The sequence below is a fragment of the Ancylobacter polymorphus genome (assembly GCF_022836935.1).
Taxonomy (GTDB): domain Bacteria; phylum Pseudomonadota; class Alphaproteobacteria; order Rhizobiales; family Xanthobacteraceae; genus Ancylobacter; species Ancylobacter polymorphus_A.
This window is the reverse complement of the sequence record NZ_CP083239.1, coordinates 3,209,783-3,234,960: the sequence shown is the minus strand read 5'-3', so window position 1 is coordinate 3,234,960 and position 25,178 is coordinate 3,209,783. Positions and strand designations below refer to the sequence as shown.

Below are 25,178 nucleotides of genomic sequence, written 5' to 3'. Positions count from 1 at the left end.
GTTCTCAACTCTTCTCGTCACCGCGGCTGGCGCGGTACATGGGCATGAGGACACGGAAGGTGGTGCGGCGCGGCTGGCTGTCGCATTCGATGATGCCGCCATGGTCGCCGACGATCTTCGCCACCAGCGCGAGGCCGAGGCCGGTGCCGGTCGGCTTGGTGGTGACGAAGGGATCGAAGAGGTGCGGCATCAGGTCTTCCGGCACGCCGGGACCGTTATCGCGCACGCAGAATTCCAGCGGCAGGCTCACCCGCGCCGGGGCGCCGGGCATCATCAGCCGCACTCCGGGGCGGAAGGCGGTGGTAAGCTGGATCTCACCATCGGGCGAATCGCCAATGGCTTCGGCGGCGTTCTTCACCAGATTGAGGAACACCTGAATCAGCTGGTCGCGATTGGCCAATACCGGGGGCAGCGAGGGGTCGTATTCCTCGACGAAGCGGATGTGGCGGGCGAAGCCGGTGGTCGCCAGCGTGCGCACATGTTCCAGCACCGCGTGGATATTGACCGGCTCGCGTTCGATCGGCCGCTCGTCGGAGAACACCTCCATGCGGTCGACCAGCTTGACGATGCGGTCGGCCTCGTCGGTGATCAGCCGGGTCAGCGAGCGGTCGTCGTCGCTGGCCGAGAGTTCGAGCAGCTGCGCTGCACCGCGAATACCCGAGAGCGGGTTCTTGATCTCATGCGCCAGCATCGAGGCCAGCGCCGTCACCGAGCGGGCGGCGCCGCGATGGGTGAGCTGCCGGTCCATCTTGTCGGCGATGGTGCGCTCCTGCAGCATGATGACGACATGGCCCGCCACCTCCGACAGGGGCGCGACATGAATGTCGACGATGCGCTCGCCGCCATTGCGCGGCGTGCCGAGATCGACCCGATACTCGTTCACCGCCGCGCCGCGCGTGCGCACCTGCTCCACCAGCGACAGGATCGGGCTGCCAAAGGGCACGAATTCCTGAAGCCTGTGCCGCACCAGAACCGCCAGCGACGCCTCGAAGAAGGCTTCAGCCGCCACATTGGCGTCCACCAGCCGGTTGTCTTCCGCAACCGTGATCACCGGATGCGGGAGCGCATTCACGACGGCTTCCGCGGTCGCGCTGCCCGCGCGCGGGCCAGGCCGTTGCGAGGAAACCGAACTCATGCAGCTTCTCTCCATCCAATGTCGTCATAGGCGTCGCGGAGTCCGGTGACGACACGCGCCGGATCCTCGAGGGTGAGAAGGCGCTGGCGCCAGCCGGTCGCCATTTCCGGCGGACGGCCGGCACTGGCGACCGCTGCGGCGAGCGACCAGCCGATATGCTTGCGGGCGCAGCGCATGCCGAGTTCGCGCCCGTAATGCGACAGCCAGCCCTCATAAAGCTCGACCAGCACGTCGCGCTGTTCGGCCAGCGGCGGGTCCGCCGGGACGAGGCCGTTGCGCAAAAAGGCGGCGACCTGGCCGGGAAACCAGGGACGCCCCTGTGCGCCACGGCCGATCATCACCCCATCGGCACCGGAGGCGGCGAGCATGGCAGTCGCGTCCTCCACCGCCACGAGATCGCCATTGGCGAGCACCGGGATCGAGACAGCCTCCTTGACCGCGCGGATCGCCGCCCAGTCGGCGCGGCCAGTGTAGAACTGGCAGCGCGTGCGCCCGTGAATGGTGATCATCTTGACGCCGAGCGCTTCCGCACGGCGGGCGAGTTCCGGAGCGACCGTCGCCGCGTCGTCCCAGCCGAGGCGGGTCTTCAGTGTCACCGGCACGTCCACCGCCTCGACCACGGCGGCGATGAGCCGGGTCGCGAGATCGAGGTCGCGCAGCAGCGCCGATCCGGCGAGCCCGGTGGTGACGCGCTTGGCCGGGCAGCCCATGTTGATGTCGATGAGCGCAGCGCCGGCGGCTTCGGCGAGGCAGGCGGCGCGGGCCAGCGATTCGGGCTCGTTGCCGGCCAACTGGACCGCGTGGACCGCCACCCCTGCCCCTTCGGCTCGCAGCACCGTCTCCTCATGTCCGGTTTCAAAGGCGCCGGCGGCGACCATTTCGGACACGGCGAGCGAGGCGCCATAGCGCAAGGCCATGCGCCGCATCGGCGCATCGGTAATGCCGGCCATGGGCGCGAGCACCACCGCCCCCGGCAACGCGACGCGGCCGATGTGAAGATTGCCGACGGGAGAAGAATAAGGGGTCAAGCGGCGATCACTCGATGCACATTAAATAAGCCCGACCAGCGGTGCCTAGATAATAGCCATGCTGAGCGTGTCATCAACCCATGCGAAGGGCGTAAGCCAAATCTTTTGCAATGAGACGCCGCTTTTGCGCTAAACGAGCCGGCAGGGCAAGTCTGGGCTGCGGCGGCGGCAGTCAGCAAAGGGGCGGAAACCGAGGCGATGCGGACGGACGTGATCGTGGTGGCGGCAGGCAGCGGCCTGCGGGCGGGCGAGGGGCGGCCCAAGCAGTATCGCCCGCTCGGCGGTGTGCCTGTACTTCGCCACACGCTGATGGCCTTTCTCGGCCAGCCCGGTGTCCGCCATGTCCTGCCGGTGATTTCGCCGGAACATGCCGCCTTGTGCGCCAGCGCCCTCGCCGGCCTCGACGGCGTGCTGCCGCCGGTGGCGGGCGGCGCGACGCGGCAGGCCTCGGTGCGCGCGGGGCTCGACGCGCTGGCGCAGGACCCGCCCGACCTCGTGCTGATCCACGATGCGGCGCGGCCTTTCGTCTCGCCCCGGCTGGTGGCGCAGGCGATCGCCACCGCCGCTGCGGAGGGCGCCGCCGTCCCAGCCCTGCCGGTGGTCGACACGCTGAAAGCGCTTGCCGCGGACGGCTTCCTGACGACCGGCCCGGATCGGAGTGCCGTGCGCGGCGTCCAGACCCCGCAGGCGTTCCGCTATGACCTCATCCGCGCCGCGCATCGCGCGCAGGCGGGCGCGGACGACCTGACCGACGATGCCGCCGTGGCCGAGGCCGCCGGCCACCGCGTCGCCGCCTTCCCCGGCGACCCCGCCAATTTCAAACTCACCACGCGGGAGGATTTCGTGACCGCCGAACGCCATCTGCTGGCCGAACTCGCCGATGTCCGCACCGCGACCGGCTTCGACGTGCATGCCTTCGGGCCCGGCGACCATGTGATGCTGGGCGGCGTGCGCATTCCCCACGAATTCGCCCTCGCCGGCCACTCCGACGCCGATGTGGTGCTGCATGCCCTCACCGATGCGCTGCTCGGCACCATCGGCAGCGGGGATATCGGCCATCATTTCCCGCCCTCCGACCCGCAATGGAAGGGCGCGGCCTCGGACCAGTTCCTCGCCCATGCCGCCGCTCTCGTGCGCGCCGCCGGCGGGCGTATCGCCCATCTCGACGCCACCGTGATCTGCGAGGCGCCGAAGATTGGCCCGCACCGCGAGGCGATGCGCGCGCGGATCGCGGCCATCGTTGACATTTCCGTGGCGCGCGTCAGCGTGAAGGCGACGACCAGCGAGCGGCTTGGCTTCACCGGGCGCCGCGAGGGCATCGCTGCGCTGGCCGCCGCGACGGTGCGCCTGCCCTGGATCGACTGAGGAGACGGCCATGGATGACGCGGAGCGAGCCAGCGAATTAGAAGCGATCCGGGTGCTCGACCTGTGCCGGGCGCGCGGACTGACCGTCGCCACCGCCGAATCCTGCACCGGCGGCCTCGTCGCCGCCGCCCTCACCGCGATCGCCGGCTCCTCGGACGTGGTGGACCGCGGCGTCGTCACCTATTCCAACGCCGCCAAGCGGGAGATGCTTGGCGTCTCCGCCGCGACGCTGGAGGCCCATGGCGCGGTGAGCGAAGAGACCGCGCGCGAAATGGTCAGCGGCCTTCTGCGGGTCGCCGGCACCTCGCTCGGCGTCTCCGTCACCGGCATTGCCGGCCCTGGCGGCGGTTCGGACGCCAAGCCGGTCGGCCTCGTGCATTTCGCCGCCGGCACCGTTGAGGGCAAGGTGATCACCCGGCGCGAGGTCTTTGCCGGACAGGACCGGGCCGGCGTCCGGCGCCTCGCCACCCTCACGGCCCTCGCGATGCTGGCGGAACTCACTGGCACGCGGGACTGAGGGAAGCTTCAGTTAAGGCTTGTAATGCCGGTCGAGAGAGCCGACGTAGCGTCGAGGTAACAGGTTAAAGGCGTCAATGCGGCTGGCGATTGTCTCGCATATCCCGGTCTATCCGACGACGGCCGGCAACCGGGCGCGCGTGCTTGGGCTGGTGCAGGCGCTGTTGGGCCTCGGCCATGAGGTGATCTTCATCCAGATCCCCAGCGGGCCCTACGACGCCGCCGAAAGCGTCGCCCGCCACGAAGAGCTGGTCGGCCGCGGCAACTACTATGACCTCACCCGGCTATCCGCGCCCGCCCGCCTCGCCAAATGGCTGAAGGTGTTTCCGGTCCGGGCGCTGTCGCGCGTCTCGAAGGCCCTGGGAATCTACACATCCTGGCGGCACTGGCGCCCGCTCGATTCGCACATTTCGCCCGAGACGGTCAGGGCCGCGCAGGCGCTCATCGTCGCGCGCGGCTGCGATGTCTGTCTGGTCGAGTATGTGTTCCATTCGGCGGTTCTGGTCGGCCTGCCCGCGCCGGTGCGGACACTGATCGACACGCATGACCAGTTCTCCAACCGACATGTCGGCTATGCCGCCAACGGCCTTGGCGGCGCCCATTGGATTTCGCTGCGCCCCGAGGCGGAACGGCGGGGACTGATGCGCGCGGACGGCGTGCTCGCCATCCAGGAGGATGAGGCGCAGGCCTTCACCCGGATGCTGCAAGGGCAGCCCTCCCCGCCTCTCGTGCGGGTCGTGAGCCATTTCCTGCCCGACATCGAGCCGCGCACCGACCACGGCCCGCCGCACCGGGCGGCGTTTGTCGCGTCCTTCAATAGCGCCAATGTTCAGGCCTTGAGCCTTTTCCTGCAACGGGGCCTGCCGGAAGTCCTGCGTCGCGACCCCGACTTCCGCCTGATCCTCGCCGGCGGCATTTGCGGCGAGGTGCCGGACCATCCGCAGATGGACAAAATCGGCCGCTTCGAGCGGCTGAGCGACGTGTTCGCACGCGCTCCCATCTCGCTCAACCCGGTGCTGAGCGGCTCCGGCGTTTCGGTAAAGGCGCTGGAATCGCTCGCTGCCGGCGCTCCTGTCATTGCCACGGAGACCGGCGCGCGCGGGCTCAGCGCGCTGGCCGGCGAAGGGTTGCGCATCCTGCCGGACGGCGACTGGCACGCCTATGCCGAAGCGCTCACGGCGCTGACGCTGGACCCGGCACGCTGCGTGCACGCCGGCGAGCAGGCGCGCATTGCGGCGGCGGATTGGAACCAGCGCCAGCGCATGGGGCTGCAAGAACTGCTCGGCGATGGGACGCCCCTGTATTCATAGTGCTCTGTCGACTCGTCCGCGGACCCCATGTCATTACCGCACCCCATGTCATCACCGCAGCCCACCCTCGTCACCATTGCCACCGACGGATTTCAGTATCTCTGGCTGCACTGCATCGAAAGCCAGCAGCGTTATGCCGCCCGTCACGGCTACGACCACCAGCTGATGACGACGAATGCCTATCCCACCCTTCCTCCTCATTGGGCGAAGGTGAAGGCATGTCGGGCTCTTCTGGTGGGGGGCCACGACGTTTTTCTCCTTGATAGTGACGCCTGCATCCGCGCCCATGCCCCGCGCTTCACCGATCTGTTGGAGCGGGAGCCGGGCTGCGACATCTTCATCGCCAACGGGTGGTCCGGCCGGCCGAATTCAGGCGTCGTCCTGTTCCGCGGTGGCGCGGGTTCTACGGCCCCTGCCTTCCTGGAGCGATGCCTCGCCAACCGGCACAAGGAACTGCCTGAAGAAGACCGGGTCACCGCTCATGGCGAGAATGGTCACTTCATCCATTTCCTCAAGGACGAGCCGTTCCGTTCGAAGACGTTCATTCTCGATGACCGCTGGAACAAGATCGTGCCGCCCGCGACCTCCGGCGATTTCATCATTCACTATACCGGACCGATGCGGGCCCAAGGCGGCGCGATGGACGGTTGTGTGCCGCTCCCCGCCCCCGCCCTCTCGCGCCCGCCATCTGGCGACTGGGAACGGCCTGCCTATCGCCGCCTGCTGCAGCGGATAAAGGCCCGGCTCGTCAAAATGAAGGGCGCCGAAGGCGCATCGGGACCCGGCGAGGGCAGCCCCCCCGCCCTGCCGGCCCCGGCAGCCTCATTGATCCGACACCTGCTCAGACCAGGCGATGGGGTCCTCGACGCCGGCACGCGCAATGAGGCCTTCACGCACCACGTCGCCGCCGCTGTCGGCCGCGAAGGTCAACTGCGCACACTGGGCAGCGGATGCCCCCTCGACATGCTCCTGTCCGCGCTCGATGCGCGGCCGGCGACCCTGCTCAGGATCGACCTCGAACCGCTTGGCGTTGAAGGACTGAAGCGCCTCGGCGTCGCGCTCGCGGCGGGACCGCGGCCCTATCTCATGCTCGACCTCGTTCCCTCCCGACTGGAGGCAGGTGGGGCCACTTTGGGGGACGTGGCGGGTATCCTGTACGACAGCGGTCTTGTCTTACGCGAAATCAGGGATGACCATACGCTTGGCCCCAGGGGCTTCATGGATAAGACATGTCCGAAGAGCTACCTTGCCGCAGATGACAAGGGCTGGCGCGAACTGGAAGCGCGCTTGAAAGGGCCGGAGCCTTGATGGTGCGCGGACACCGCCACCAGCGCGTGAAGGGGTCCGGCACGCAAAGGACTGACCTTAGAGGCGAGGCAACTGGGATGAAGATAAGGCTGGTCCTTGGCCACCCCGCCGACGATTTTGGCCCTGAAGTGCGGGAAGGACTGCTGATCGAAGCGCTTTGCGCGAGCGGCCATGATGCACTTGCCTATCGAATTGCCGCGACCGAGGGGAAGAACAACGCCTTCATCCGTCTGTTCGCGAACGATGCCCAGCACGGCTCAGACCCCCATGCTGCCTATTCGTCTGCGTTGCTGGACCAGATCCGAGAAGATCAGCCCGATGTTCTCATCGTCAACGGGCCGGATTACCGCGCCGTCTATAGCGCTATCCGGGCGGTAGGCCCAAAGGCCCTTATTGTGTCGATTATCGGAGGGGCGACTACCCATCGCCGGCATGATCCAAGGGTTCATATCGTGCTGGAAGAGTATGACGGGCAGATCGCCCCCGCGCGATCCGCTTATGTTCGGCTGCAGCACAGGATGTTCTTTCCAAAGCTCATCCGGTGGGATCTTGCGCAACTTCCCGGGCCGCGCACCACGCCCTACGACATCGTTAATGTGGGGTCATTCATTCCGATCAAGCGGCAGATCGACCTCCTGCCGCTCGCCGACACGTGGCGTCTTTGCTTCGTCGGCGACGGGCCAGAGCGCGGCAACGTCGAGCGGCAGGGGAATACGCTAAATCGGCCTGCGTTTCTTGGAAACGTCGGGGCGGCGGATGTCTATGCGGCCATTCGGCAGTCCCGGCTCATGGTCCACCCTTCCACCTCCGAAGGCTTCCCGCGCGTCTTCGCCGAGTCGCTTTCGGTCGGCGTACCGGTGGTGGCGCGGCAATCGACATTCCGCCATCTCCCGCCCATTCCCGGTATCGTCCTGGCTCCCGACCCTGACATTCTGTCCGTCGCGTCGGCCATCCTGAATGATGCGGAGCGGCTCGACGCGCTCGGTGTGGCGGCGCGCGCGTCGGCTGAGCGCTGGTCCCAAGCGGCACTGGACAGCTCGATCCAGCACTTCATCTCAATAATTGAAAGCCTTGAGGTGACCTATCGCCCGAGCCTTAGGGAACGCCTGCGCCCCTATGCGGAAGACTTCGTGGACGCTTGGCGGCAGCGGCAGGCCGATGCCTAGCGCATCGGGCACTGACCGAGCCCCCTGACACGGGGCCTCGCCCTACCCCACCATCTCCCGCCGGCCATACACCTCATCGGCGCGTTGCTCGAAGGCTTCGGCGAAGCGGCGGAAGGCGGCGTCGAACATCGCGCCCATCAACAGGCCGAGCGTGCGCGAGCGGAATTCATAGGCGATGTAGAACTCGACCTCGCTCGCCGCCTCGCTCTCCGGCCGGAAGGTCCAGCGGTTCTCCAGCCGGCTGAACGGGCCGTCGAGATATTCCACCACGATGGACAGGCGCGGCCGGTCGAGCGTGACCCGGCTGGCGAAACTCTCGCGGAACATCTTGTAGGCGACGGTCATGTCGGCGACGAGGATGTCCACGCCCTCCCCGCTCGCCACGCGGCGGCGCACATGCAGGTTCTCGCACAGCGGCACGAATTCCGGGTAGCGCTCCACATCCGCCACCAGGTCGAACATGTCGGTGGCGGAGTGGCGCACGCGCCGCTTATTGGTGAAGGACGGCATGGTCAGGCGGGAACCGTGACGGACGCCACTCCCGCGCCCACGGCCGCCTTGCCGGCCCGCGCCGCGCGCAGCCGGGCAAAATCCTCGCCGGCATGGTGGGACGAGCGCGTGAGAGGGCTCGACGACACCATGAGGAAGCCCTTGGCATAGGCCACCGTCTCGTAGGATTTGAACTCCTCCGGCGTCACGAAGGCCATGACCGGGTGGTGCTTGCGGGTCGGCTGCAGATATTGGCCGATGGTCATGAAGTCGATATCGGCGGAGCGCAGATCGTCCATCAGCTGCAGCACCTCGTGCCGCACCTCGCCCAGCCCCACCATGATGCCCGACTTGGTGAAGATGGACGGATCGAGTTCCTTCACCCGCTGCAGCAGCCGCAGCGAATGGAAATAGCGCGCGCCGGGCCGCACCTTGAGATAGAGCGAGGGCACGCATTCGAGATTGTGGTTGAACACGTCCGGCCGCGCCTCGACCACCACTTCCAGCGCCCCCTCCTTGCGCAGGAAATCGGGGGTGAGAATTTCGATCGTGGTCTTCGGGCTGGTGGCGCGGATGGCGCGGATGGTGCGGGCGAAATGCTCGGCGCCGCCATCGGCGAGATCGTCGCGGTCGACCGAGGTGACGACGACATGTTCCAGTCCCAGCCGGGCCACCGCATCCGCCACCTTCTGCGGCTCGTCGCGGTCCAGCGGGCCGGGCATGCCGGTGCGGACATTGCAGAAGGCACAGGCGCGGGTGCAGGTGTCGCCCATGATCATGAAGGTGGCGTGCTTCTTCTGCCAGCACTCGCCAATATTCGGGCAGCTCGCCTCCTCGCACACGGTGACGAGGCCGTTGGCGCGGACGATGTCCGCCGTCTCCTGCCAGCCGGGCGTGCCGGGGGCGCGAACGCGGATCCAGTCCGGCTTCTTCAGCACCGGCGTTTCCGCCCGCTTCGCCTTCTCGGGATGGCGGGGCTTTTCCAGCGCGCGGTTCAGAGTGTTGAGAACGACGACCATTGACGGCTTTCCCGGACCGCAAGGCCGAAGCGGCCTTCAGGGTCCTTCCTAGTTCAGGGCCGCAGCGGCGTCGACCGGCGCCGCTGCACGACGCCCCTGCGTCAGCGGCGGAACAGGCCGAGCAGGAACAGCAGCACGATGGCGCCGACGGTCGAGACGATCAAGCTCCCGATCCACCCGGCCGCGACATTGATGTTCAGCGCCGAGAACAGCACGGCACCGAGAAACGACCCGATGATACCGACGATGAGATTGGTCAGCAGCCCGTGGCTGCGCCCCATCGTCCGCTCGGCGATCCAGCCGGCGAGAATGCCGATGATGATCGTCGCAAAGAACCCCACGCCCGTCATGTCCCGTCCCCATCAGGCCGTTGTTGCGCATGCATGTGGCGTTCCGCGCGGCCGAGAACAAGGGCGGCACGCGGCCGCCCTCCCCTCAGACGTGGATCGCCCGCCCATAGGCGCTGAGCACGCTCTCATGCATCGTTTCAGAAACCGTCGGGTGCGGGAAGACCGCGTTGATCAGCTCTTCCTCGGTGGTTTCCAGATTCATCGCCAGCACGAAGCCCTGGATGAGCTCGGTGACCTCGGCGCCGACAAGATGCGCGCCGAGCAGGCGGCCGGTCTTGGCGTCGAAAATCGTCTTCACCAGCCCGTCCGGCTCGCCCAGCGCCACCGCCTTGCCATTGCCGATGAAGGGGAAGCGGCCGACCTTGATCTCGTAGCCGGCTTCCTTCGCCTTTTTCTCGGTGAGGCCGACGGAAGCGATCTGCGGCATGCAATAGGTGCAGCCGGGAATCATCAGCTTGTCCATGGCATGGGCATGCTTGCCGGCAATGGCCTCGGCAGCGATCACGCCCTCATGCTCGGCCTTGTGCGCCAGCATGGGCGGGCCGGCGACATCGCCGATCGCCCAGACGCCCGGCACATTGGTGCGGCACAGGCCGTCGACCACCACGCAGCCGCGGTCGGTCTTCACGCCGAGCGTCTCAAGGCCGAGATTCTCGATATTGCCGACCACGCCGACGGCGGAAATCAGCCGCTCGGCGGTGAGGGTCTCGACCTTGCCGTCGGCGGTCTCGATGGTGGCGGTGACGCTGTCCGCGCCCTTCACCACCTTGGAGACCTTCGCACCGGTGAGGATCTTGATGCCCTGCTTCTCGAAGCGCTTGCGCGCGTGCTCGGCGATCTCGGCATCTTCGACGGGGAGGATCTGCGGCAGCAGCTCGACGATGGTCACGTCCGAACCCATCGTCTTGTAGAAGGTGGCGAACTCGACGCCGATGGCACCGGAGCCCATGATCAGCAGCGACTTCGGCACGCTCGCCGGTGCCAGCGCCTCGAAATAGGTCCAGATGAGCTTCTTGTCCGGCTCGATGCCCGGCAGCGCGCGCGGGCGGGCGCCGGTGGCGATGACGATGTTCTTGGCGGTGTACTCGCCGGCCGCCAGCGCGCCCTTCGGCGCCGGCTCGGCCACAGGCGCCACCGTCACCTTGCCCGGCGCGGTGAGGCTCGCCTGCCCCCAGATCACGTCGACCTTGTTCTTCTTGAGCAGGAAGCCGACGCCATTGCTCATCTGCGCCGCAATGCCGCGCGAGCGCTTGACGACGCCTGAAATGTCGACGCCGAATTTCTCGGCGACGAGGCCGTAATCCTTGGCGTGCTCGATATAGTGGAAGATCTCCGCCGAGCGCAGCAGCGCCTTGGCCGGGATGCAGCCCCAGTTCGGGCAGATGCCGCCAATATGGGTGCGCTCGATGACGCCGACCTTGAGGCCGAGCTGCGCCGCGCGGATCGCGCCGACATAGCCGCCGGGGCCGGAGCCGATGAAGAGAACGTCGTAACTGTTCGCCATGATCGTTCCTCAGACCAGCATCGACATGGGCTTTTCGATGATCGCCTTGAAGGCGCCGATCAGCTGCGCGCCCATGGCGCCGTCCATCACCCGGTGGTCGCAGGAAATGGTGACGGTCATGACCGTGGCCACCGCCAGCTCACCCTTCTTCACCACCGCCCGCTGCTCGCTGGCCCCCACCGCGAGAATGGTGGCGTGCGGCGGGTTGATGATGGCGGTGAAGTCCTTGATGCCGAACATGCCCAGGTTCGAGATCGCCGAGGATCCGCCCTGATATTCGTGCGGCATCAGCTTCTTGTTGCGGGCGCGGGCGGCGAAGTCGCGGGTCTCGTTGGAGATCGCCGACAGCGTCTTGGTCTCGGCCTTGCGGATGATCGGGGTCAGCAGGCCCTTGCCGCCATCGATCGCCACCGCGACGCCGATGTCGGAATGCTTGAGCTTGAGGTAGCGGTCGCCGCCCCACACCATGTTGGCATCCGGCACCTGCTGGAAGGCAAGCGCATAGGCCTTGATGACGAAGTCGTTGACCGAGAGCTTGTAAGCCGGCTTGCCGTCCTTCTCCGGTGCCGCCTTGTTCAGCTCCTCGCGCAGCTTCAACAGCGCGTCCACGTCGCAGTCGACGGTGAGGTAGAAAGTCGGCACCGTCTGCCGCGCCTCGGTCATGCGCTGGGCAATGACACGGCGCATGGCGTCGAGCGGCACTTCCTCATAGGTGCCGGCCTCGTAGAAGGTCTTCACCTGCTCCAAGAGCGCGCTGTTCGACACCGGTGCCGGCGCCGCGGCCGGGGCGGGCGCGGCCGCGGCGGGAGCGGCTGCCGCCGTCGCGGGCGCCTTGGCGGCGCCACCGGCGGGAGCGGCCTCGACATCGGCGGCAACGACGCGGCCATGCGGACCGGAGCCCTTCACCGAGGCGAGGTCGACGCCCTTCTCCTTGGCGAGGCGACGCGCCAGCGGCGAGGCAAACACACGCTCGCCGGACGCGGCGGGAGCCGGAGCCGCCGCGGGGGCGGACGCGGCCGGGGTAGCGGCGGCCGGCGTGGCTGCCGCCTTCGGCGCCTCAGCCTTGGGAGCCTCGGTTTTGGGCGCTTCCGCTGGCGCCTTGGCCGGGGCCGCGCCGCCGCCGGCGGCCACCGCCTTCACGTCCTCACCCTCGGTGGCGAGCACGGCGATGAGCTGGTTCACCGGCACATCGGCGGTGCCTTCCGGTACCACGATCTTCGCCAGCGTGCCCTCGTCGATGGCCTCGACTTCCATCGTGGCCTTGTCGGTCTCGATTTCAGCGATGACATCGCCGGGGGCGACCTTGTCGCCCTCTTTCTTCAGCCATTTCGCGAGGTTGCCCTTCTCCATGGTGGGAGACAGGGCCGGCATCAGGATTTCGATCGACATGGCGCTTCTCCGACCTCAGCGATAGGTGACGGCGCGGGCGGCGTCGATGACGTCCTGCACCGACGGCAAGGCCAGCTTCTCCAGATTGGCGGCGTAAGGCATGGGAACGTCCCTGCCGGTCACGCGCAGCACCGGCGCGTCGAGATAGTCGAACGCCTTCTCCATCAGCTGGGCGACGATCTCGGCGCCGACGCCCGACTGCGGCCAGCCTTCCTCCACCGTCACGCAGCGCCCGGTCTTCTGCACCGAAGCGACGATGGCGGGCACGTCCATCGGGCGGATGGTGCGCAGGTCGATCACCTCGGCCTCGATGCCGAGCTTGGAGAGCTCTTCCGCCGCCTTCAGCGCGTAGTTCATGCCGATGGACCAGGACACCAGCGTCACGTCCTTGCCCGGACGGGCGATCTTCGCCTTGCCGATGGGGACGATGAAATCGTCGAGCTTCGGCACCGGCGAGGAGTGGCCGTAGAGGATCTCGTTCTCAAGGAAGATGATCGGGTTGGGATCGCGGATCGCCGCCTTGAGCAGGCCCTTGGCATCCGCCGCCGTATAGGGCGCGATCACCTTGAGGCCGGGAATGTGGCTGTACCAGGCGGTGTAGTCCTGGCTGTGCTGGGCTGCGACGCGCGCCGCCGCGCCATTGGGGCCACGGAAGACGATGGAGCAGCCGATCTGCCCGCCGGACATGTAGTGGGTCTTGGCGGCGGAGTTGATGATCTGGTCGATCGCCTGCATGGCGAAATTGAAGGTCATGAACTCGACGATGGGCTTCAGCCCGGCCATCGCCGCACCGACGCCGACGCCAGCGAAGCCGTGCTCGGTGATCGGCGTGTCGATGACGCGGCGGGCGCCGAATTCCTGCAGCAGGCCCTGGGTGATCTTGTAGGCGCCCTGATATTCCGCGACTTCCTCGCCCATGACGAAGACGTCGGCGTCGCGGCGCATTTCCTCGGCCATGGCGTCGCGCAGCGCCTCGCGCATGGTCTGGCTGACGAGCTCCGTGCCTTCGGGCACGTCCGGCTCGGGCAGCGCCTCCGGCTGGGGCGGAGCGGCGACGGCGGAATTGACCACGGCGGGCGTGGCCGGCGCCGCAGCGGCGACCGGCGAGGGCTCAACCGGAGCGGCGGCAATGGGCGGCGCCGATTCGGCGGCCTGCGGGCTCGGCATGCCGATGGCGGCGGCGTCTTCGCCGTCGGCGAGAATGACGGCGATCGGGGTGTTCACCGCGACATCCTGCGTGCCCTCGGGCACCAGGATCTTGCCGAGGGTGCCCTCGTCAATGGCCTCGACTTCCATCGTGGCCTTGTCGGTCTCGATCTCGGCGATGACGTCGCCGGACTTGACCTGATCGCCCTCTTTCTTGAGCCACTTGGAGAGGTTGCCCTTCTCCATGGTCGGCGAGAGGGCAGGCATGAGAACTTCGGTCGGCATGGCGGCGTTCCCCAGAGAAACGTGCGTCAAAACTCGCGCGTCACGGCTTCGGTACCGGAAGCACCAGAGTGAGATTGCTGTAGACGGCCATCGAGGCGATGGCGACGAGAAGGGCGGCGAAGAAGGCGACCAGCATCTTGTTCAGCACGGTCGCTTCGGCCGAGGTGGCGCCCGCCAGATACCGCGCGCCGAACGGCCAGAACACGGCCGCCAGGACACGCGGGACGGAGGAGCCGGCGACGCGGACGATGCCGAGGGCAACGCGCGCCGCGAGAACCCACAGCACCACCGCCGCCGACACACCGGCGACGAGAGTGACCCAGAAGATGCTGGCCAGCATCGCGCCGCGCTCAGCGCAGGATGTCGGTGTAGAGCTCGGACGGGTCCGGCTCCGGGTCGGTGCTGGCGAAATCCGCCGCCGCGTTCATCTGGTCGCGCAGCTCGGCATCGATCGCCTTCAGCTCTTCCTCGGTGGCCCACTTCTTTTCCAGCAGGCGGTTACGCACCTGCTCGATCGGATCGTGCTCGGTGCGCATCTTCTGCACCTCCTCCTTCGACCGGTACTTGGCCGGGTCGGACATGGAGTGGCCGCGATAGCGGTAGGTGAGCATTTCGAGGATGTAGGGCCCCTTGCCGGAGCGCGCGAACTCGACCGCGCGCTCGCCGGCCGCCTGCACCGCCCGCACATCCATGCCGTCGACCTGCTCGCCGGGAATGTTGAAGGAGGAACCGCGCTTGGAGAAATCGGTCTGGGCGGAGGCGCGGTTCACCGCGGTGCCCATGGCGTATTTGTTGTTCTCGATGATGTAGACGACCGGCAGCTTCCAGAGCTCCGCCATGTTGAAGCTCTCATAGACCTGGCCCTGATTGGCGGCGCCGTCGCCGAAATAGGCCAAGGTCACATTGCCATTGTCGCGGTAGTGATTGGCGAAGGCGAGGCCGGTGCCGAGCGAGACCTGGGCGCCGACGATGCCGTGACCGCCGAAGAAGCCCTTCTCGATGCTGAACATGTGCATCGAGCCGCCCTTGCCCTTGGAATAGCCGCCGCGGCGGCCGGTGAGCTCGGCCATGACACCCTTGGGGTCCATGCCGCAGGCCAGCATGTGGCCATGGTCGCGATAGCCGGTGATGACCTGATCGCCCTCCTTGAGGGCCGCCTGCATGCCGACGACGACGGCTTCCTGGCCGATATAGAGATGGCAGAAGCCACCGATGAGGCCCATGCCGTAGAGCTGGCCGGCCTTTTCCTCGAAGCGGCGGATTTCCAGCATCCGGCGATAGGCCTCGAGTTCCTGCTCCCGGGTGAACTCGACAACCGCCGCCGTGCCGTCCGTCCGCCGCGCGGAGCTCCGGGCTGCGGCCCGGGCCGGCGCTTTCGCGGTGGGGGCTCTTCCAACGGCCGATTTGTTGGCGGCAACTGCCATGGCGCATCCTCAGCTCGGGGACAAAGTCGGCACGTTAATAACGCACCTTCGCTGCCCGCGCTACGCGCTCAACGCAATGCTGCGACGCACAACATGTTGTGCGCGCAACGGTTTCCGCAATTAAACTCAATTTCAGTTCAAACGAGCATTTAGCTCAAATCAAGTTAAGCGTCTGGAATAGCGTCATTTCCTATCGGAACGACGCTGGCATACCAGACTTCCGCGTCGCCGATGAATTTTCGGTCAATTGGCCTGCGCGCTGTTCGGAACGCGCAGCAGCACGAGATCCTTGGGATGCACGAGGTTCAGCAGCACGCGCGCCTGCTCGTCCAGCATGTCGGCATCGACCAGATCGGGCGACATGAGCGCCACCTTGGCCTGCAGCGCCTGGCGCTGCGCCCGCAGCTTGTCGCGCTCCTGTGTCAACTCCGCGTGCTGCTGCTCGAAGTTGCGGCGGGCCAGAAGCCCGTATTGGCCATTATAGCCCTGGAAGGCGAAATAGCCGACGAGCGCCGCCGCTCCGAGATGGAGGATGACGGTCTGGAAGAAGGAGCGCCAGCGGGTGCGAATGATCATGAGGCGAGCCTAGTCCGGCGCGGTTGAGGGCCGGTTAACGCTAACGACCGAAACCCCTCTTTTCGCAGCGCACTCAACCTCCCGCATCGAGCCTGCACCGGCTAGCCGGCGGATGCCGGGAACGTGACACCGCCAAAGGCGCGTCGCTACCGCCCTGTGTGTCATTTTGGACAGTGACGAGGGTCGGGGACTGCTACCGTCTGGCCTGCCAAGCCGGTGTGGATCGACGCCGAGCCTGAACCGGAGCAGCTTCCCCGGTGGATCCGGCCCCGGCCGGACGCACGGAGGCCGATGCATGACCCGTAATGTCGAAGAACGCGCCCGCGCTCTCTGCGCCATGGACGCGCAGATGGCGGCCGTGCCGCCCGACGAGATTCCGGCGCTGGTGGAGCGCCTCTGGCCCATTGCCGCGCTGGAGATCAGCGGCGGCCTGTTGGAGCCGGACGCACCGCAAGTGCCCGACCTGCCGCGCCTCAGGGCAGAATACGAACGGCTGAAGCGCTGACCAAGCCAGCGCCCTCGCAAAGCCTGCCCCGACAAAAAAAGCCCCCGTCCAGGACGGGGGCTTTTCGCATTCTAGGGCAGGTGCGCCGGCTTTCAGGCCAGCGACTTGATCGCCGAACGGCCGGCGTAGATCGCCTGCGGGCCCAGCTCCTGCTCGATGCGCAGCAGCTGGTTGTACTTGGCGGTGCGGTCCGAGCGGGCCAGCGAGCCGGTCTTGATCTGCCCACAATTGGTGGCGACCGCGAGATCGGCGATGGTGGAATCCTCGGTTTCGCCCGAGCGGTGCGACATGACGGCGGTGTAGCCGGCCTTGTGCGCCATCTCCACCGCGTTCAGCGTCTCGGTCAGCGAACCGATCTGGTTGACCTTGACCAGGATCGAGTTGGCGACGCCCTGCGTGATGCCGGCCGACAGGCGGGTGACGTTGGTGACGAACAGGTCGTCGCCCACCAGCTGGCACTTGGAACCGATGGTGTCGGTGAGCAGCTTCCAGCCCGCCCAATCGTCCTCGGCCATGCCGTCCTCGATGGTGCAGATCGGGTAGCGGCCGACGAGATCGGCGAGGTACTTCACCTGCGCCTCGATATCGCGCACCGCGCCCTCGCCTTCATAGTCGTACTTGCCGTTCTTGAAGAACTCGGTCGAGGCGCAGTCGAGGCCGATGAACACGTCCTCGCCGGGCTTGTAGCCGGCGGTCTCGATGGCCTTCACCACGAAGGCGAGCGCGGCGTCGGCGGAGGGCAGGTTGGGGGCGAAGCCGCCCTCGTCGCCCACATTGGTGTTGTGGCCGGCGTCCTTGAGCGCCTTTTTCAGCGTGTGGAAGATTTCCGCGCCGGTGCGCAGGCCTTCGGCAAAGGTCGGGGCGCCGACCGGCAGGATCATGAATTCCTGGAAGTCGATCGGGTTGTCGGCATGGGCGCCGCCATTGATGATGTTCATCATCGGCACCGGCAGGGTGCGGGCGTTCACGCCGCCGACATAGCGGTAGAGCGGCAGGTCGCGGGCGGCGGCAGCGGCCTTGGCGAGCGCCAGCGAGACGCCGAGAATGGCGTTGGCGCCGAGGCGGGACTTGTTCGGCGTGCCGTCCAGCTCGATCAGAATCTGGTCGATGGCCGGCTGGTCCTCAGCGTCCATGCCGCCAATGGCGTCGAAGATCTCGCCATTGACCGCTTCGACAGCCTTGAGCACGCCCTTGCCGAGATAGCGCGCCTTGTCGCCGTCACGCAGCTCGACAGCCTCATGCGCGCCGGTGGAGGCGCCCGAGGGGACGGCGGCGCGGCCCTGCGAGCCGTCTTCCAGCATCACATCCACCTCGACGGTGGGATTGCCGCGGCTGTCCAGGATTTCACGCCCAACGATATCGACGATGGCGGTCATACGTTTCCCCAATGCTCAACTCGGTCAGGATGGTCGAGGCGCTTCTACTCCGGCCATGTGACATGCGAAAGAGGTGCCAGCGACATATCGCCCGCCCCCTCCCCCAGGAGACCGCCGCCATGACCGACATCGCCGACGGCACGACCCAGCTCGGCCGCCCCACCAACCTGCCCGCCAGCCCGGACGAGGCGGTGCTGGAGAAGGTGCCGAATCCGCACCCAGGCACGAATTACGTCGCCCGCTTCACCGCACCGGAATTCACCTCGCTCTGCCCGGTGACCGGCCAGCCGGACTTCGCCCAGCTGGTGATCGACTATGTGCCGGACGGTTGGCTGGTCGAATCGAAATCGTTGAAGCTCTATCTCGGCAGCTTCCGCAACCACGGCGCCTTCCATGAGGACTGCACCGTCGCCATCGGCCTGCGGCTGCACGCATTGCTCAGCCCGCGCTGGCTGCGCATCGGCGGCTATTGGTACCCGCGCGGCGGCATCCCGATCGACGTGTTCTGGCAGAGCGGCGCGCCGCTTGAGGGCGTGTGGCTGCCGGACCAGGGCGTTGCGCCCTATCGCGGGCGGGGGTGAGAGCCGCACACCGTCATCCCGGACGGCCGCAGGCCGATCCGGAATGACGGCGCGAGGTCCCTACTCCACCGTGACGGACTTCGCCAGATTGCGCGGCTGGTCGACATCGGTGCCCATCGCCACCGCCGTATGGTAGGCGAGCAGCTGCACCGGAAGGGCGTAGACCAGCGGGGTGATGAACGGGTTCATGTCCGGTAGCACCAGCGTCGCCTCGGTCTCCAGCACCGCCTGTTTCGCGCCGGCCTCGTCGGTGATGAGAATGATTCGCCCGCCGCGCGCCGCCACTTCCTGCATGTTCGACATGGTCTTTTCGAACACGGCGTCGTGCGGGGCAATCACCACCACCGGCATGTTCTCGTCGATGAGCGCGATCGGCCCGTGCTTGAGTTCGCCGGCGGCATAGCCCTCGGCATGGATATAGGAGATTTCCTTGAGCTTCAGCGCCCCTTCCATCGCCAGCGGGAAGGAGGTGCCGCGGCCGAGATAGAGCACGTCCTTGGTCTTGGCGAAGCTGCGGGCGAGGTGCTCGATATCAGGGCCGAGATCGAGCGCACGGTTCATCAGGCGCGGCACTTCCACGAGCGCATGCACCAGCGACCGTTCCTCCTCCACCGAGAGCACGCCACGCGCGCGCCCGGCCGCGACGGCCAGCGCCGCCAGCGTCGCCAACTGGCAGGTGAAGGCTTTGGTGGACGCAACGCCGATCTCAGGCCCGGCCAGCGTCGGCAGCACCGCATGCGCCTCACGGGCGATGGTGGAGGTCGGCACGTTCACCACCGCGAGCAGGTGCTGCTTCTCCTGCCCGGCATAGCGCAGCGAGGCGAGGGTGTCGGCGGTCTCGCCGGACTGCGAGATGACGATGGCAAGCCCGTTGGCCGGCAGCGGCGCCTCGCGGTAGCGGAACTCCGAGGCGACGTCGATCTCCACCGGCAGGCGCGCATAGCGCTCGAACCAGTATTTCGCGATCAGCCCGGCATAATAGGCGGTGCCGCAGGCGGCGATGGAGACGCGCTCAAGCTTGGCGAAGTCGAACGGCAGTTCGGGGAGCTGCACCGTCTCATTGGCCATGTCGAGATAATGCGCCAGCGTGTGCGCGACGACCTCGGGCTGCTCGTGCATCTCCTTGGCCATGAAATGGCGGAAGGCCCCCTTCTCGATGAGAAAGGCGGTGGCCGTGGTCTTCTGCACCGCGCGCTCCACCCGGTGGTTCGCGCAATCGCGGATCTCGATCCCCTTGGCGCGCAGCACCGCCCAGTCACCATCTTCGAGATAGGCGATGGTGTCCGTGAACGGCGCGAGCGCGATGGCGTCCGAGCCGAGATACATCTCGCCCTTGCCATAGCCGATGGCGAGCGGGCTGCCCTTGCGGGCGCCGATCAGCAGGTCCTCGTCGCCATCGAACAGAAAGGCGAGCGCGAAAGCCCCCTGAAGGCGCGGCAGCGCCGCCGCCACGGCGTCGGTTGGGCTGAGGCCGGCACGCAGTTCGCGCGTCACCAGATGGGCGACGACCTCGGTATCGGTCTCGCTTTCGAAATTGGCGCCGGACGCGAGGAGTTCGTCGCGCAGCTGGCGGAAATTCTCGATGATGCCGTTATGCACCACCGCGACTTCCGTTGTAGCGTGGGGATGGGCATTGGCGACGCTGGGCCGGCCATGGGTGGCCCAGCGTGTGTGGCCGATGCCGATGCGCGACTCCAGCGGCGTCTGGCGCAGCACCTCTTCCAGATTGCGCAGCTTGCCCTCGGCGCGGCGACGGGAAATGTGCCCGCCCTGCAGCGCGGCGATGCCGGCGGAATCATAACCGCGATATTCCAGCCGCTTCAGCGAGTCGATCAGGCGATCCGCAACCGGCTCGGTGCCGACAATGCCTATGATTCCACACATGAGCCGGGCCCTTTCGTGAAGCGACGATCCGCGAGGCTACGATGGCGGGTTTAACCGGCCGTCACCGAAGCGCTGAAATCAATTCCGGTGTCGCTTCGTATCGCCGGCTTCGTGTCATTTCTTCGGCCCGAGCCCGGCGGAGAGCCGCGCCCGCAGCCGCGCCGCCAGTCCCGGCTTGTTGACCTGCCGCGCCCGGCCGATGGCCAGCGCGTCCGCCGGCACGTCGTCGGTGATGACCGAGCCGGTGCCGATATAGGCGCCGTCGCCGACGCTCACCGGCGCCACGAGCAGACTGTTGGTGCCGACAAAGGCGTTAGCGCCGATGGTGGTGCGGTGCTTGCGGAAGCCATCATAATTGCAGGTGATGGTGCCTGCGCCGATATTGGTGTTCGCGCCGACACTGGAATCCCCGACATAGGACAGGTGATTCACCTTCGCGCCCGCCGCGAGGTCGGACGCCTTGATCTCCACGAAATTGCCGACATGCACCCCCTGCCCCAGTGCCGCGCCGGGACGCAGGCGGGCGAAGGGGCCGACAATGGCGCCGGGGCCGATATGCGCGCCCTCCACATGGCTGAAGGCGCGGATCGTGGCGCCCTCCTCCACCCGCACGCCGGGGCCGAAGACCACGTTCGGCTCCACGATCACATCGCGGCCGAAGCGCGTATCGGCCGAAAGGAACACCGTTTCCGGCGCCACCAGCGTCACCCCCGCTTCCAGCGCCCGCGCCCGCAGACGCCGCTGCAAAATGGCTTCCGCCTCGGCGAGCTGGGCGCGGCTGTTGACGCCGGCCACCTCCTCCGCCACCACCTCGCACACGGCGGTGCTTCGCCCCTGCGCACGGGCGATGGAAACCACGTCGGTAAGGTAGAATTCGCGCTTGGCATTGGCGTCGTCGACCTGTTCCAGCAGGCCAAGCGCCGCGCGGCCATCGAGCGCCATCAGCCCGGCATTGCACAGGCGAATCGCGCGCTCGGCCTCGCTCGCCTCCTTCTCCTCGCGAATGGCGATGAGTTCGCCGCCTTCGGTGACAAGGCGGCCATAGCCGGTGGGGTCGGCGGGGCGGAAGCCGAGCACGGCGACGCCGGCGCCCTGCGCCAGCGGCGCCCGCAGCGCGGCGAGGGTTTCCGGCTGCACCAGCGGCGTGTCGCCATACATGACGACCACATCGTCGAAACCGCGCTCCAGCGCCGCCCGCGCCGCGAGCACGGCATGGGCCGTGCCGCGCCGCTCGGTCTGCACGAAGATCTCGGCCTCCGGCGCCACGCGGCGCACCTCCGTCGCCACCTTGTCGTGGTCGGGCCCGATCACCACCGCGAGCCGCGCCGCGCCAGCGGCCAGCGCCGCGTCCAGCACATGCGCCACCATCGGCCGTCCGGCGACCGCGTGCAGAACCTTCGGCAGCGCCGAGCGCATGCGCGTGCCCTCCCCGGCGGCGAGGACGATGACGAGAAGCTGGCGCATCGGCGGTCTCCAGAGCGGCACGCGGGACGCGGCCCGGGCAGGGCTTTCGCGGTAAGGCGCTATCTAGCCCGGCGGGAACGACGCGAAAAGACCACCCGGCGTTCTCGGCTCCCGTCGAGCTCGCGACGGCAGGCGGGGAAGCGTGTATCACCACGCGCCATGGACTCCCGCCCCGACACACGCCGCGATTCCCCACCCGCCGCAACTGGCCTCGCGCACGACCCGTGGGCGATCGTGGCGCTGCTGGCGATGCCGCTGTTCTTCTCCACCAATCTCATCGTCGGCCGTGCGGTGGCGGAGCTGGTGCCGCCCTGGTCGCTCGCCTTCTGGCGCTGGCTGCTGGCGGTGGCGATACTCCTGCCGCTGACGGCGGGCGCGCTGCTGCGCCATCGCGAACTGCTGCGGCGGGAATGGTGGCGCGTGCTGTTGCTGGGCTTTTTCGGCATGGTGCTGTGCGGCGGCAATGTCTATGTCGCGCTGCGGCACACCACCGCCGCCAATGCGACGCTGATCTACACCACCGCCACGCTGATGATCGTGGTGCTGGACGCGCTGCTGAAGCGCCAGAGGCTACCGGCGATCCAGCTGGTCGGTTCTCTGGCGGGCTTCGCCGGCATCGCGCTGATCGCCGTGCATGGCGAGCTGGGCCGGCTGCTCGGACTTGAGTTCAACAGCGGCGATCTCGGCATATTCGTCGCGGCGGTCGCGTGGGCGATCTATTCGCTGATGCTGCGCCAGGGACCGCTGCCCCAGCTCGGCGGACAGACCGCCTTCGCCGCCAATGCCATCGCCGGCACGCTGCTGCTGGCACCGCTGGCGCTGTGGGAAGCGGCCAGCGGGGCCGCCACCCCGTGGACGCTGGAAGCATGGGGGTCGATCGCCTTTCTCGCCATCTTCCCGTCCGTGCTGGCATTCGGCCTGTTCCAGTATGCGATCAAGGTGGCCGGCGCGCCGATCACGGCGAATGTGCTCTATCTCATGCCGGTCTATGGCGTGCTGCTGGCGGTGCTGCTTCTGGGCGAGGAACTGCACCTCTACCATGCCGTGGGCTTCGTGCTGATTCTCGGCGGAGTGATCCTCGCCACCCGGCGGCGGGAACCCCCAACGCGCCCGGCGGATTGATCGCCCGGCCGCGGCATGCGATGCAGCGGCCTGCCGACAAACGCCCGCCGCAGAAGGACCGACACCGTGGCCCATCGCAGCTTCCTGCCCAGCGCCCGCGCCGCCAATGTCATCATCGCGCTCGGCGCCTTCGCCCTCGGCTGGGCGATCTATGTCCGCTATGCGCTGCTGGAACAGTCCTCGGTCGGTCTTGCCTGCCGGACGCTGGAGACCCTGACCTGCGAGACGCGGGCGACGGTGATCGCCCTGTTCAGCCAGTCCGCCTTCGGCATCGCCGCGCTGATCGGCGCCATCCTCCAGCTGATCCGGCCGTCTCTCATCATGTTCACCCTGGCGCTGATGGCTACCTGCGCCGGGCTGGTGGTCTACAACAACAACCTCGCCGGCCTCGCCGGCGGGCTGCTGCTCATATCCTTCGCCCGGCCGTGGCGAGGCGCCAGAGGATGAGTGCCAGCACAACGAACAGGCTGCCGGTCCACAGCGCCTGCCAGTTCGCCAGCGTCTCGTTCAGCGGCACATAAAGGCCGGCGGCGAGGAACAGACCGGCGGCGATCGCCTCCGCCTGCCGCCCCTCAGTGACCCGTCCGGGCCCCGCCACCATGGCGTAGAAGGCGAAGGCGGTGATGATCGGCGTCAGCCCGGCGAACTGGAAATCCTTGTAGCGCGGATCGAACACCAGCCCGAAGCCGATCTGCGCCGCGAGCACGATGACGGCGGCGAGCACCAGCGCGAGGCAGCGGTCGAAGAACGGCGCGCCGGGCGTCGCCTCGCTGTTGAGCGCCAGCGTCAGGGTGATGAGGCGGGTGCGCCGGCCGACCGCGACCGCGCAGGCCGCCGGCACCAGCAGCGCCAACCCGACCAGCGCCGCGCCGCGAATCCAGCCGCCGACGCCGAGGCTCTCGCCAGGCACCGACGCCAGCAGCCGGCCGATCATCAGCCCGGCGAAGAAGGCGATGCCGGCCACCGCCGACCATTCCCGCACGCCGAGCGGCCGTCCGCCCGCGCGCCGCCCGGCCCAGCCGGCGAGCGCGAACAGGACGCCGGCGAAGACCACGCCGAGCGCCGCCTGCGCCATCCAGTAGGGATGGTCGGAGACCGGCTCGCCCCAGGTGAACTTGAATTCGCGGGTATAGGCGTCGAGGAAACCCCAATGGCCACCGACCGTGCCTTCAAGCACCCGTTTCCACGGCTGGTCGAAGGCCTCAATAACGTTGAGCCGGTAGTTCTTGGCCTTGGCCAGCGCCAGCAATTCCTGAATCACATTGGCCTGGTTGGAGGGTGAGGGCAGCGCCCCTTCGCGCATGCGGCCCTCGCTCGGCCAGCCGGTCTCACCGATGAGGATATCCTTGCCGGCGAAGATCTCGCCGACATGCTCGCGGATCTCGCCGAGATGGGCGACGGAGTCCTCTGCCGGCACCGGCATGTCTTCCCAGAACGGCAGGATGTGGACGGTGACGAAATCCACCGAATCCGCGAGCGAGCGGTTGCGCTCCCAGAACTCCCAGACATCGGCGTAGGTGACGGGGACTTGCGGCGGAATCTTCGCCTTCACCTCTTTCAGGAAGCCGGCAATGTCATTGGCCGATTGCTCGCCGCGCAGCAGAACCTCGTTGCCGACGATGACGGCCTTGACAACATCGGGGTTCTCCCTCGCCGCCTTGATGCCGCCTTCGATCTCGGCACGGTTGCGCACGGGATCGGCGGCGATCCAGATGCCCTGCAGCACGGTGAGGCCGTGCTTGCGGGCGAGTTCCGGCACGGCGGCAAGGCCCGCCTGGATCGAGGAATAGGTCCGCACGCACTGGGTGATCTTGGACAGACGCGCGAGATCGTCGTCGATCTGTTCCGGCGAGAACGCGACATCCTCGGTGAACGGGCTCTGACCGGGGCGGAACGGGGCATAGGAGACGCAGGGCAGCTTCTCGCTCGCGGCCATCGGCGCGAAGGGCGCCGGCACCGGCTGCCCGAGCCACGCCCAGACAGCGACGATCGCCGCGCAGACGAGGGCGGCGAGGGCAAGGGGCAGTCGCATGCGAGACATCTCCGCCAAGGACGCGCCGAGCGGGCTCGGTCGCGAGGGGCTTCGTCGAAGGGCGTGGGCACGGTGTTCGGGCTCGTCCACCCTGCCGGGTAACGGGGCTTTGCGGCCACGGCAAGAGGCGTGTGCAAAGCTATGAAATTTTGCGCGCCCCCAGCGCTCCGCACCCGCCGTCATGCTGACAAATTCGATTGCTTC

General features: G+C 67.5%; 24 protein-coding genes. 9 read left to right on the top strand and 15 right to left on the bottom strand.

The genetic code is table 11. The features are described 5' to 3' along the window. Window positions 1-4 precede the first annotated feature (4 nt). Together K9D25_RS15245 and dusB are read right to left on the bottom strand one after the other, a co-directional pair. Window positions 5-1,135 (bottom strand): two-component system sensor histidine kinase NtrB, encoded by a 1,131-nt coding sequence (locus K9D25_RS15245; RefSeq protein ID WP_244376459.1) that lies wholly within the window; start codon window positions 1,133-1,135, stop codon window positions 5-7. Beyond that, window positions 1,132-2,163, bottom strand: a complete 1,032-nt coding sequence (dusB, locus tag K9D25_RS15240) for a tRNA dihydrouridine synthase DusB (RefSeq protein WP_244376458.1) — start codon at window positions 2,161-2,163, stop codon at window positions 1,132-1,134. The genes K9D25_RS15245 and dusB overlap by 4 nt, the downstream gene beginning before the upstream one ends. Window positions 2,164-2,361: 198 nt before the next feature. On the opposite strand from dusB, the gene K9D25_RS15235 reads away from it, so the two are divergent. The 5 genes from K9D25_RS15235 to K9D25_RS15215 all read left to right on the top strand — a co-directional run bounded on the left by K9D25_RS15235 (window position 2,362) and on the right by K9D25_RS15215 (window position 7,828). Continuing rightward, on the top strand, window positions 2,362-3,528 hold the full coding sequence (locus K9D25_RS15235; RefSeq protein WP_244376457.1) for a bifunctional 2-C-methyl-D-erythritol 4-phosphate cytidylyltransferase/2-C-methyl-D-erythritol 2,4-cyclodiphosphate synthase: 1,167 nt from the start codon (window positions 2,362-2,364) through the stop codon (window positions 3,526-3,528). 10 nt (window positions 3,529-3,538) lie between these two features. Next, the gene (locus tag K9D25_RS15230; RefSeq protein ID WP_244376456.1) at window positions 3,539-4,045 is read left to right on the top strand and encodes a CinA family protein; all 507 of its coding nucleotides are present in this window, start codon (window positions 3,539-3,541) and stop codon (window positions 4,043-4,045) included. Between the two features lie 76 nt (window positions 4,046-4,121). Next, window positions 4,122-5,354, top strand: a complete 1,233-nt coding sequence (locus K9D25_RS15225) for a glycosyltransferase (RefSeq protein WP_244376455.1) — start codon at window positions 4,122-4,124, stop codon at window positions 5,352-5,354. A gap of 45 nt (window positions 5,355-5,399) precedes the next feature. Then, window positions 5,400-6,662, top strand: coding sequence for a hypothetical protein (locus K9D25_RS15220; protein ID WP_244376454.1), 1,263 nt, complete (start codon window positions 5,400-5,402; stop codon window positions 6,660-6,662). A gap of 77 nt (window positions 6,663-6,739) precedes the next feature. Then, window positions 6,740-7,828, top strand: coding sequence for a glycosyltransferase family 4 protein (locus tag K9D25_RS15215; RefSeq protein WP_244376453.1), 1,089 nt, complete (start codon window positions 6,740-6,742; stop codon window positions 7,826-7,828). A gap of 42 nt (window positions 7,829-7,870) precedes the next feature. Here K9D25_RS15215 and K9D25_RS15210 read toward each other — a convergent pair whose 3' ends face one another. The 9 genes from K9D25_RS15210 to K9D25_RS15170 form a co-directional block, all read right to left on the bottom strand. Further along, window positions 7,871-8,338, bottom strand: coding sequence for a type II toxin-antitoxin system RatA family toxin (locus tag K9D25_RS15210; protein WP_244376452.1), 468 nt, complete (start codon window positions 8,336-8,338; stop codon window positions 7,871-7,873). 2 nt (window positions 8,339-8,340) lie between these two features. After that, a complete protein-coding gene (gene lipA, locus K9D25_RS15205; RefSeq protein WP_244376451.1) occupies window positions 8,341-9,336 on the bottom strand; it encodes a lipoyl synthase in 996 nt (331 codons plus the stop codon). Window positions 9,337-9,437: 101 nt separating this feature from the next. After that, window positions 9,438-9,686, bottom strand: coding sequence for a GlsB/YeaQ/YmgE family stress response membrane protein (locus K9D25_RS15200; protein ID WP_244376450.1), 249 nt, complete (start codon window positions 9,684-9,686; stop codon window positions 9,438-9,440). An 85-nt stretch (window positions 9,687-9,771) separates the two neighbouring features. Beyond that, window positions 9,772-11,190 carry a dihydrolipoyl dehydrogenase gene (gene lpdA / locus K9D25_RS15195; protein WP_244376449.1) on the bottom strand — a complete coding sequence of 473 codons (1,419 nt, stop codon included), beginning with the start codon at window positions 11,188-11,190 and terminating at the stop codon, window positions 9,772-9,774. A 9-nt stretch (window positions 11,191-11,199) separates the two neighbouring features. Continuing rightward, the gene (locus K9D25_RS15190; RefSeq protein ID WP_244376448.1) at window positions 11,200-12,579 is read right to left on the bottom strand and encodes a pyruvate dehydrogenase complex dihydrolipoamide acetyltransferase; all 1,380 of its coding nucleotides are present in this window, start codon (window positions 12,577-12,579) and stop codon (window positions 11,200-11,202) included. A 15-nt stretch (window positions 12,580-12,594) separates the two neighbouring features. Next, on the bottom strand, window positions 12,595-14,010 hold the full coding sequence (locus K9D25_RS15185; protein WP_244376447.1) for a pyruvate dehydrogenase complex E1 component subunit beta: 1,416 nt from the start codon (window positions 14,008-14,010) through the stop codon (window positions 12,595-12,597). A gap of 40 nt (window positions 14,011-14,050) precedes the next feature. Then, window positions 14,051-14,350: a hypothetical protein gene (locus tag K9D25_RS15180; RefSeq protein WP_244376446.1), complete on the bottom strand. Its 300-nt coding sequence runs from the start codon at window positions 14,348-14,350 to the stop codon at window positions 14,051-14,053. A gap of 10 nt (window positions 14,351-14,360) precedes the next feature. After that, a complete protein-coding gene (gene pdhA / locus K9D25_RS15175; RefSeq protein ID WP_279613744.1) occupies window positions 14,361-15,434 on the bottom strand; it encodes a pyruvate dehydrogenase (acetyl-transferring) E1 component subunit alpha in 1,074 nt (357 codons plus the stop codon). Window positions 15,435-15,677: 243 nt separating this feature from the next. Continuing rightward, a complete protein-coding gene (locus tag K9D25_RS15170; RefSeq protein ID WP_244376445.1) occupies window positions 15,678-16,010 on the bottom strand; it encodes an FtsB family cell division protein in 333 nt (110 codons plus the stop codon). Window positions 16,011-16,305: 295 nt separating this feature from the next. Here K9D25_RS15170 and K9D25_RS15165 point away from each other — a divergent pair, with 295 nt between their 5' ends. Further along, complete coding sequence (locus K9D25_RS15165; RefSeq protein WP_244376444.1) at window positions 16,306-16,515, top strand: hypothetical protein; 210 nt, start codon at window positions 16,306-16,308, stop codon at window positions 16,513-16,515. Between the two features lie 92 nt (window positions 16,516-16,607). Here K9D25_RS15165 and eno read toward each other — a convergent pair whose 3' ends face one another. After that, window positions 16,608-17,891, bottom strand: a complete 1,284-nt coding sequence (eno, locus tag K9D25_RS15160; protein ID WP_244376443.1) for a phosphopyruvate hydratase — start codon at window positions 17,889-17,891, stop codon at window positions 16,608-16,610. A 119-nt stretch (window positions 17,892-18,010) separates the two neighbouring features. Here eno and queF point away from each other — a divergent pair, with 119 nt between their 5' ends. Continuing rightward, window positions 18,011-18,472 carry a preQ(1) synthase gene (gene queF, locus K9D25_RS15155; protein WP_244376442.1) on the top strand — a complete coding sequence of 154 codons (462 nt, stop codon included), beginning with the start codon at window positions 18,011-18,013 and terminating at the stop codon, window positions 18,470-18,472. A 60-nt stretch (window positions 18,473-18,532) separates the two neighbouring features. Here the strand turns inward: queF and glmS are convergent, their stop codons facing one another. Then, complete coding sequence (gene glmS / locus K9D25_RS15150; RefSeq protein WP_244376441.1) at window positions 18,533-20,356, bottom strand: glutamine--fructose-6-phosphate transaminase (isomerizing); 1,824 nt, start codon at window positions 20,354-20,356, stop codon at window positions 18,533-18,535. A 114-nt stretch (window positions 20,357-20,470) separates the two neighbouring features. Next, window positions 20,471-21,820 (bottom strand): bifunctional UDP-N-acetylglucosamine diphosphorylase/glucosamine-1-phosphate N-acetyltransferase GlmU, encoded by a 1,350-nt coding sequence (gene glmU / locus K9D25_RS15145; protein ID WP_244376440.1) that lies wholly within the window; start codon window positions 21,818-21,820, stop codon window positions 20,471-20,473. A gap of 159 nt (window positions 21,821-21,979) precedes the next feature. On the opposite strand from glmU, the gene K9D25_RS15140 reads away from it, so the two are divergent. Both K9D25_RS15140 and K9D25_RS15135 read left to right on the top strand, forming a co-directional pair. Beyond that, window positions 21,980-22,942: a DMT family transporter gene (locus K9D25_RS15140; RefSeq protein WP_244376439.1), complete on the top strand. Its 963-nt coding sequence runs from the start codon at window positions 21,980-21,982 to the stop codon at window positions 22,940-22,942. Window positions 22,943-23,008: 66 nt separating this feature from the next. Beyond that, window positions 23,009-23,389 (top strand): hypothetical protein, encoded by a 381-nt coding sequence (locus K9D25_RS15135; RefSeq protein ID WP_244376438.1) that lies wholly within the window; start codon window positions 23,009-23,011, stop codon window positions 23,387-23,389. Here the strand turns inward: K9D25_RS15135 and K9D25_RS15130 are convergent. Beyond that, window positions 23,349-24,974, bottom strand: coding sequence for a beta-1,6-glucan synthase (locus K9D25_RS15130; protein ID WP_244376437.1), 1,626 nt, complete (start codon window positions 24,972-24,974; stop codon window positions 23,349-23,351). The genes K9D25_RS15135 and K9D25_RS15130 overlap by 41 nt on opposite strands. Window positions 24,975-25,178: the final 204 nt, after the last annotated feature.

What these genes read in the sequence shown, in the direction of transcription:
- lpdA (WP_244376449.1), bottom strand. Translation starts at nt 11,190, where the DNA reads ATGGCGAACAGTTACGACGTTCTCTTCATCGGCTCCGGCCCCGGCGGC.
- K9D25_RS15190 (WP_244376448.1), bottom strand. Translation starts at nt 12,579, where the DNA reads ATGTCGATCGAAATCCTGATGCCGGCCCTGTCTCCCACCATGGAGAAG.
- eno (WP_244376443.1), bottom strand. Translation starts at nt 17,891, where the DNA reads ATGACCGCCATCGTCGATATCGTTGGGCGTGAAATCCTGGACAGCCGC.
- K9D25_RS15235 (WP_244376457.1), top strand. Translation starts at nt 2,362, where the DNA reads ATGCGGACGGACGTGATCGTGGTGGCGGCAGGCAGCGGCCTGCGGGCG.
- K9D25_RS15140 (WP_244376439.1), top strand. Translation starts at nt 21,980, where the DNA reads ATGGACTCCCGCCCCGACACACGCCGCGATTCCCCACCCGCCGCAACT.
- K9D25_RS15210 (WP_244376452.1), bottom strand. Translation starts at nt 8,338, where the DNA reads ATGCCGTCCTTCACCAATAAGCGGCGCGTGCGCCACTCCGCCACCGAC.
- K9D25_RS15165 (WP_244376444.1), top strand. Translation starts at nt 16,306, where the DNA reads ATGACCCGTAATGTCGAAGAACGCGCCCGCGCTCTCTGCGCCATGGAC.
- K9D25_RS15130 (WP_244376437.1), bottom strand. Translation starts at nt 24,974, where the DNA reads ATGCGACTGCCCCTTGCCCTCGCCGCCCTCGTCTGCGCGGCGATCGTC.
- K9D25_RS15200 (WP_244376450.1), bottom strand. Translation starts at nt 9,686, where the DNA reads ATGACGGGCGTGGGGTTCTTTGCGACGATCATCATCGGCATTCTCGCC.
- K9D25_RS15230 (WP_244376456.1), top strand. Translation starts at nt 3,539, where the DNA reads ATGGATGACGCGGAGCGAGCCAGCGAATTAGAAGCGATCCGGGTGCTC.
- K9D25_RS15220 (WP_244376454.1), top strand. Translation starts at nt 5,400, where the DNA reads ATGTCATCACCGCAGCCCACCCTCGTCACCATTGCCACCGACGGATTT.
- glmU (WP_244376440.1), bottom strand. Translation starts at nt 21,820, where the DNA reads ATGCGCCAGCTTCTCGTCATCGTCCTCGCCGCCGGGGAGGGCACGCGC.
- queF (WP_244376442.1), top strand. Translation starts at nt 18,011, where the DNA reads ATGACCGACATCGCCGACGGCACGACCCAGCTCGGCCGCCCCACCAAC.
- K9D25_RS15215 (WP_244376453.1), top strand. Translation starts at nt 6,740, where the DNA reads ATGAAGATAAGGCTGGTCCTTGGCCACCCCGCCGACGATTTTGGCCCT.
- K9D25_RS15185 (WP_244376447.1), bottom strand. Translation starts at nt 14,010, where the DNA reads ATGCCGACCGAAGTTCTCATGCCTGCCCTCTCGCCGACCATGGAGAAG.
- K9D25_RS15225 (WP_244376455.1), top strand. Translation starts at nt 4,122, where the DNA reads ATGCGGCTGGCGATTGTCTCGCATATCCCGGTCTATCCGACGACGGCC.
- pdhA (WP_279613744.1), bottom strand. Translation starts at nt 15,434, where the DNA reads ATGGCAGTTGCCGCCAACAAATCGGCCGTTGGAAGAGCCCCCACCGCG.
- K9D25_RS15180 (WP_244376446.1), bottom strand. Translation starts at nt 14,350, where the DNA reads ATGCTGGCCAGCATCTTCTGGGTCACTCTCGTCGCCGGTGTGTCGGCG.
- lipA (WP_244376451.1), bottom strand. Translation starts at nt 9,336, where the DNA reads ATGGTCGTCGTTCTCAACACTCTGAACCGCGCGCTGGAAAAGCCCCGC.
- K9D25_RS15170 (WP_244376445.1), bottom strand. Translation starts at nt 16,010, where the DNA reads ATGATCATTCGCACCCGCTGGCGCTCCTTCTTCCAGACCGTCATCCTC.
- K9D25_RS15245 (WP_244376459.1), bottom strand. Translation starts at nt 1,135, where the DNA reads ATGAGTTCGGTTTCCTCGCAACGGCCTGGCCCGCGCGCGGGCAGCGCG.
- glmS (WP_244376441.1), bottom strand. Translation starts at nt 20,356, where the DNA reads ATGTGTGGAATCATAGGCATTGTCGGCACCGAGCCGGTTGCGGATCGC.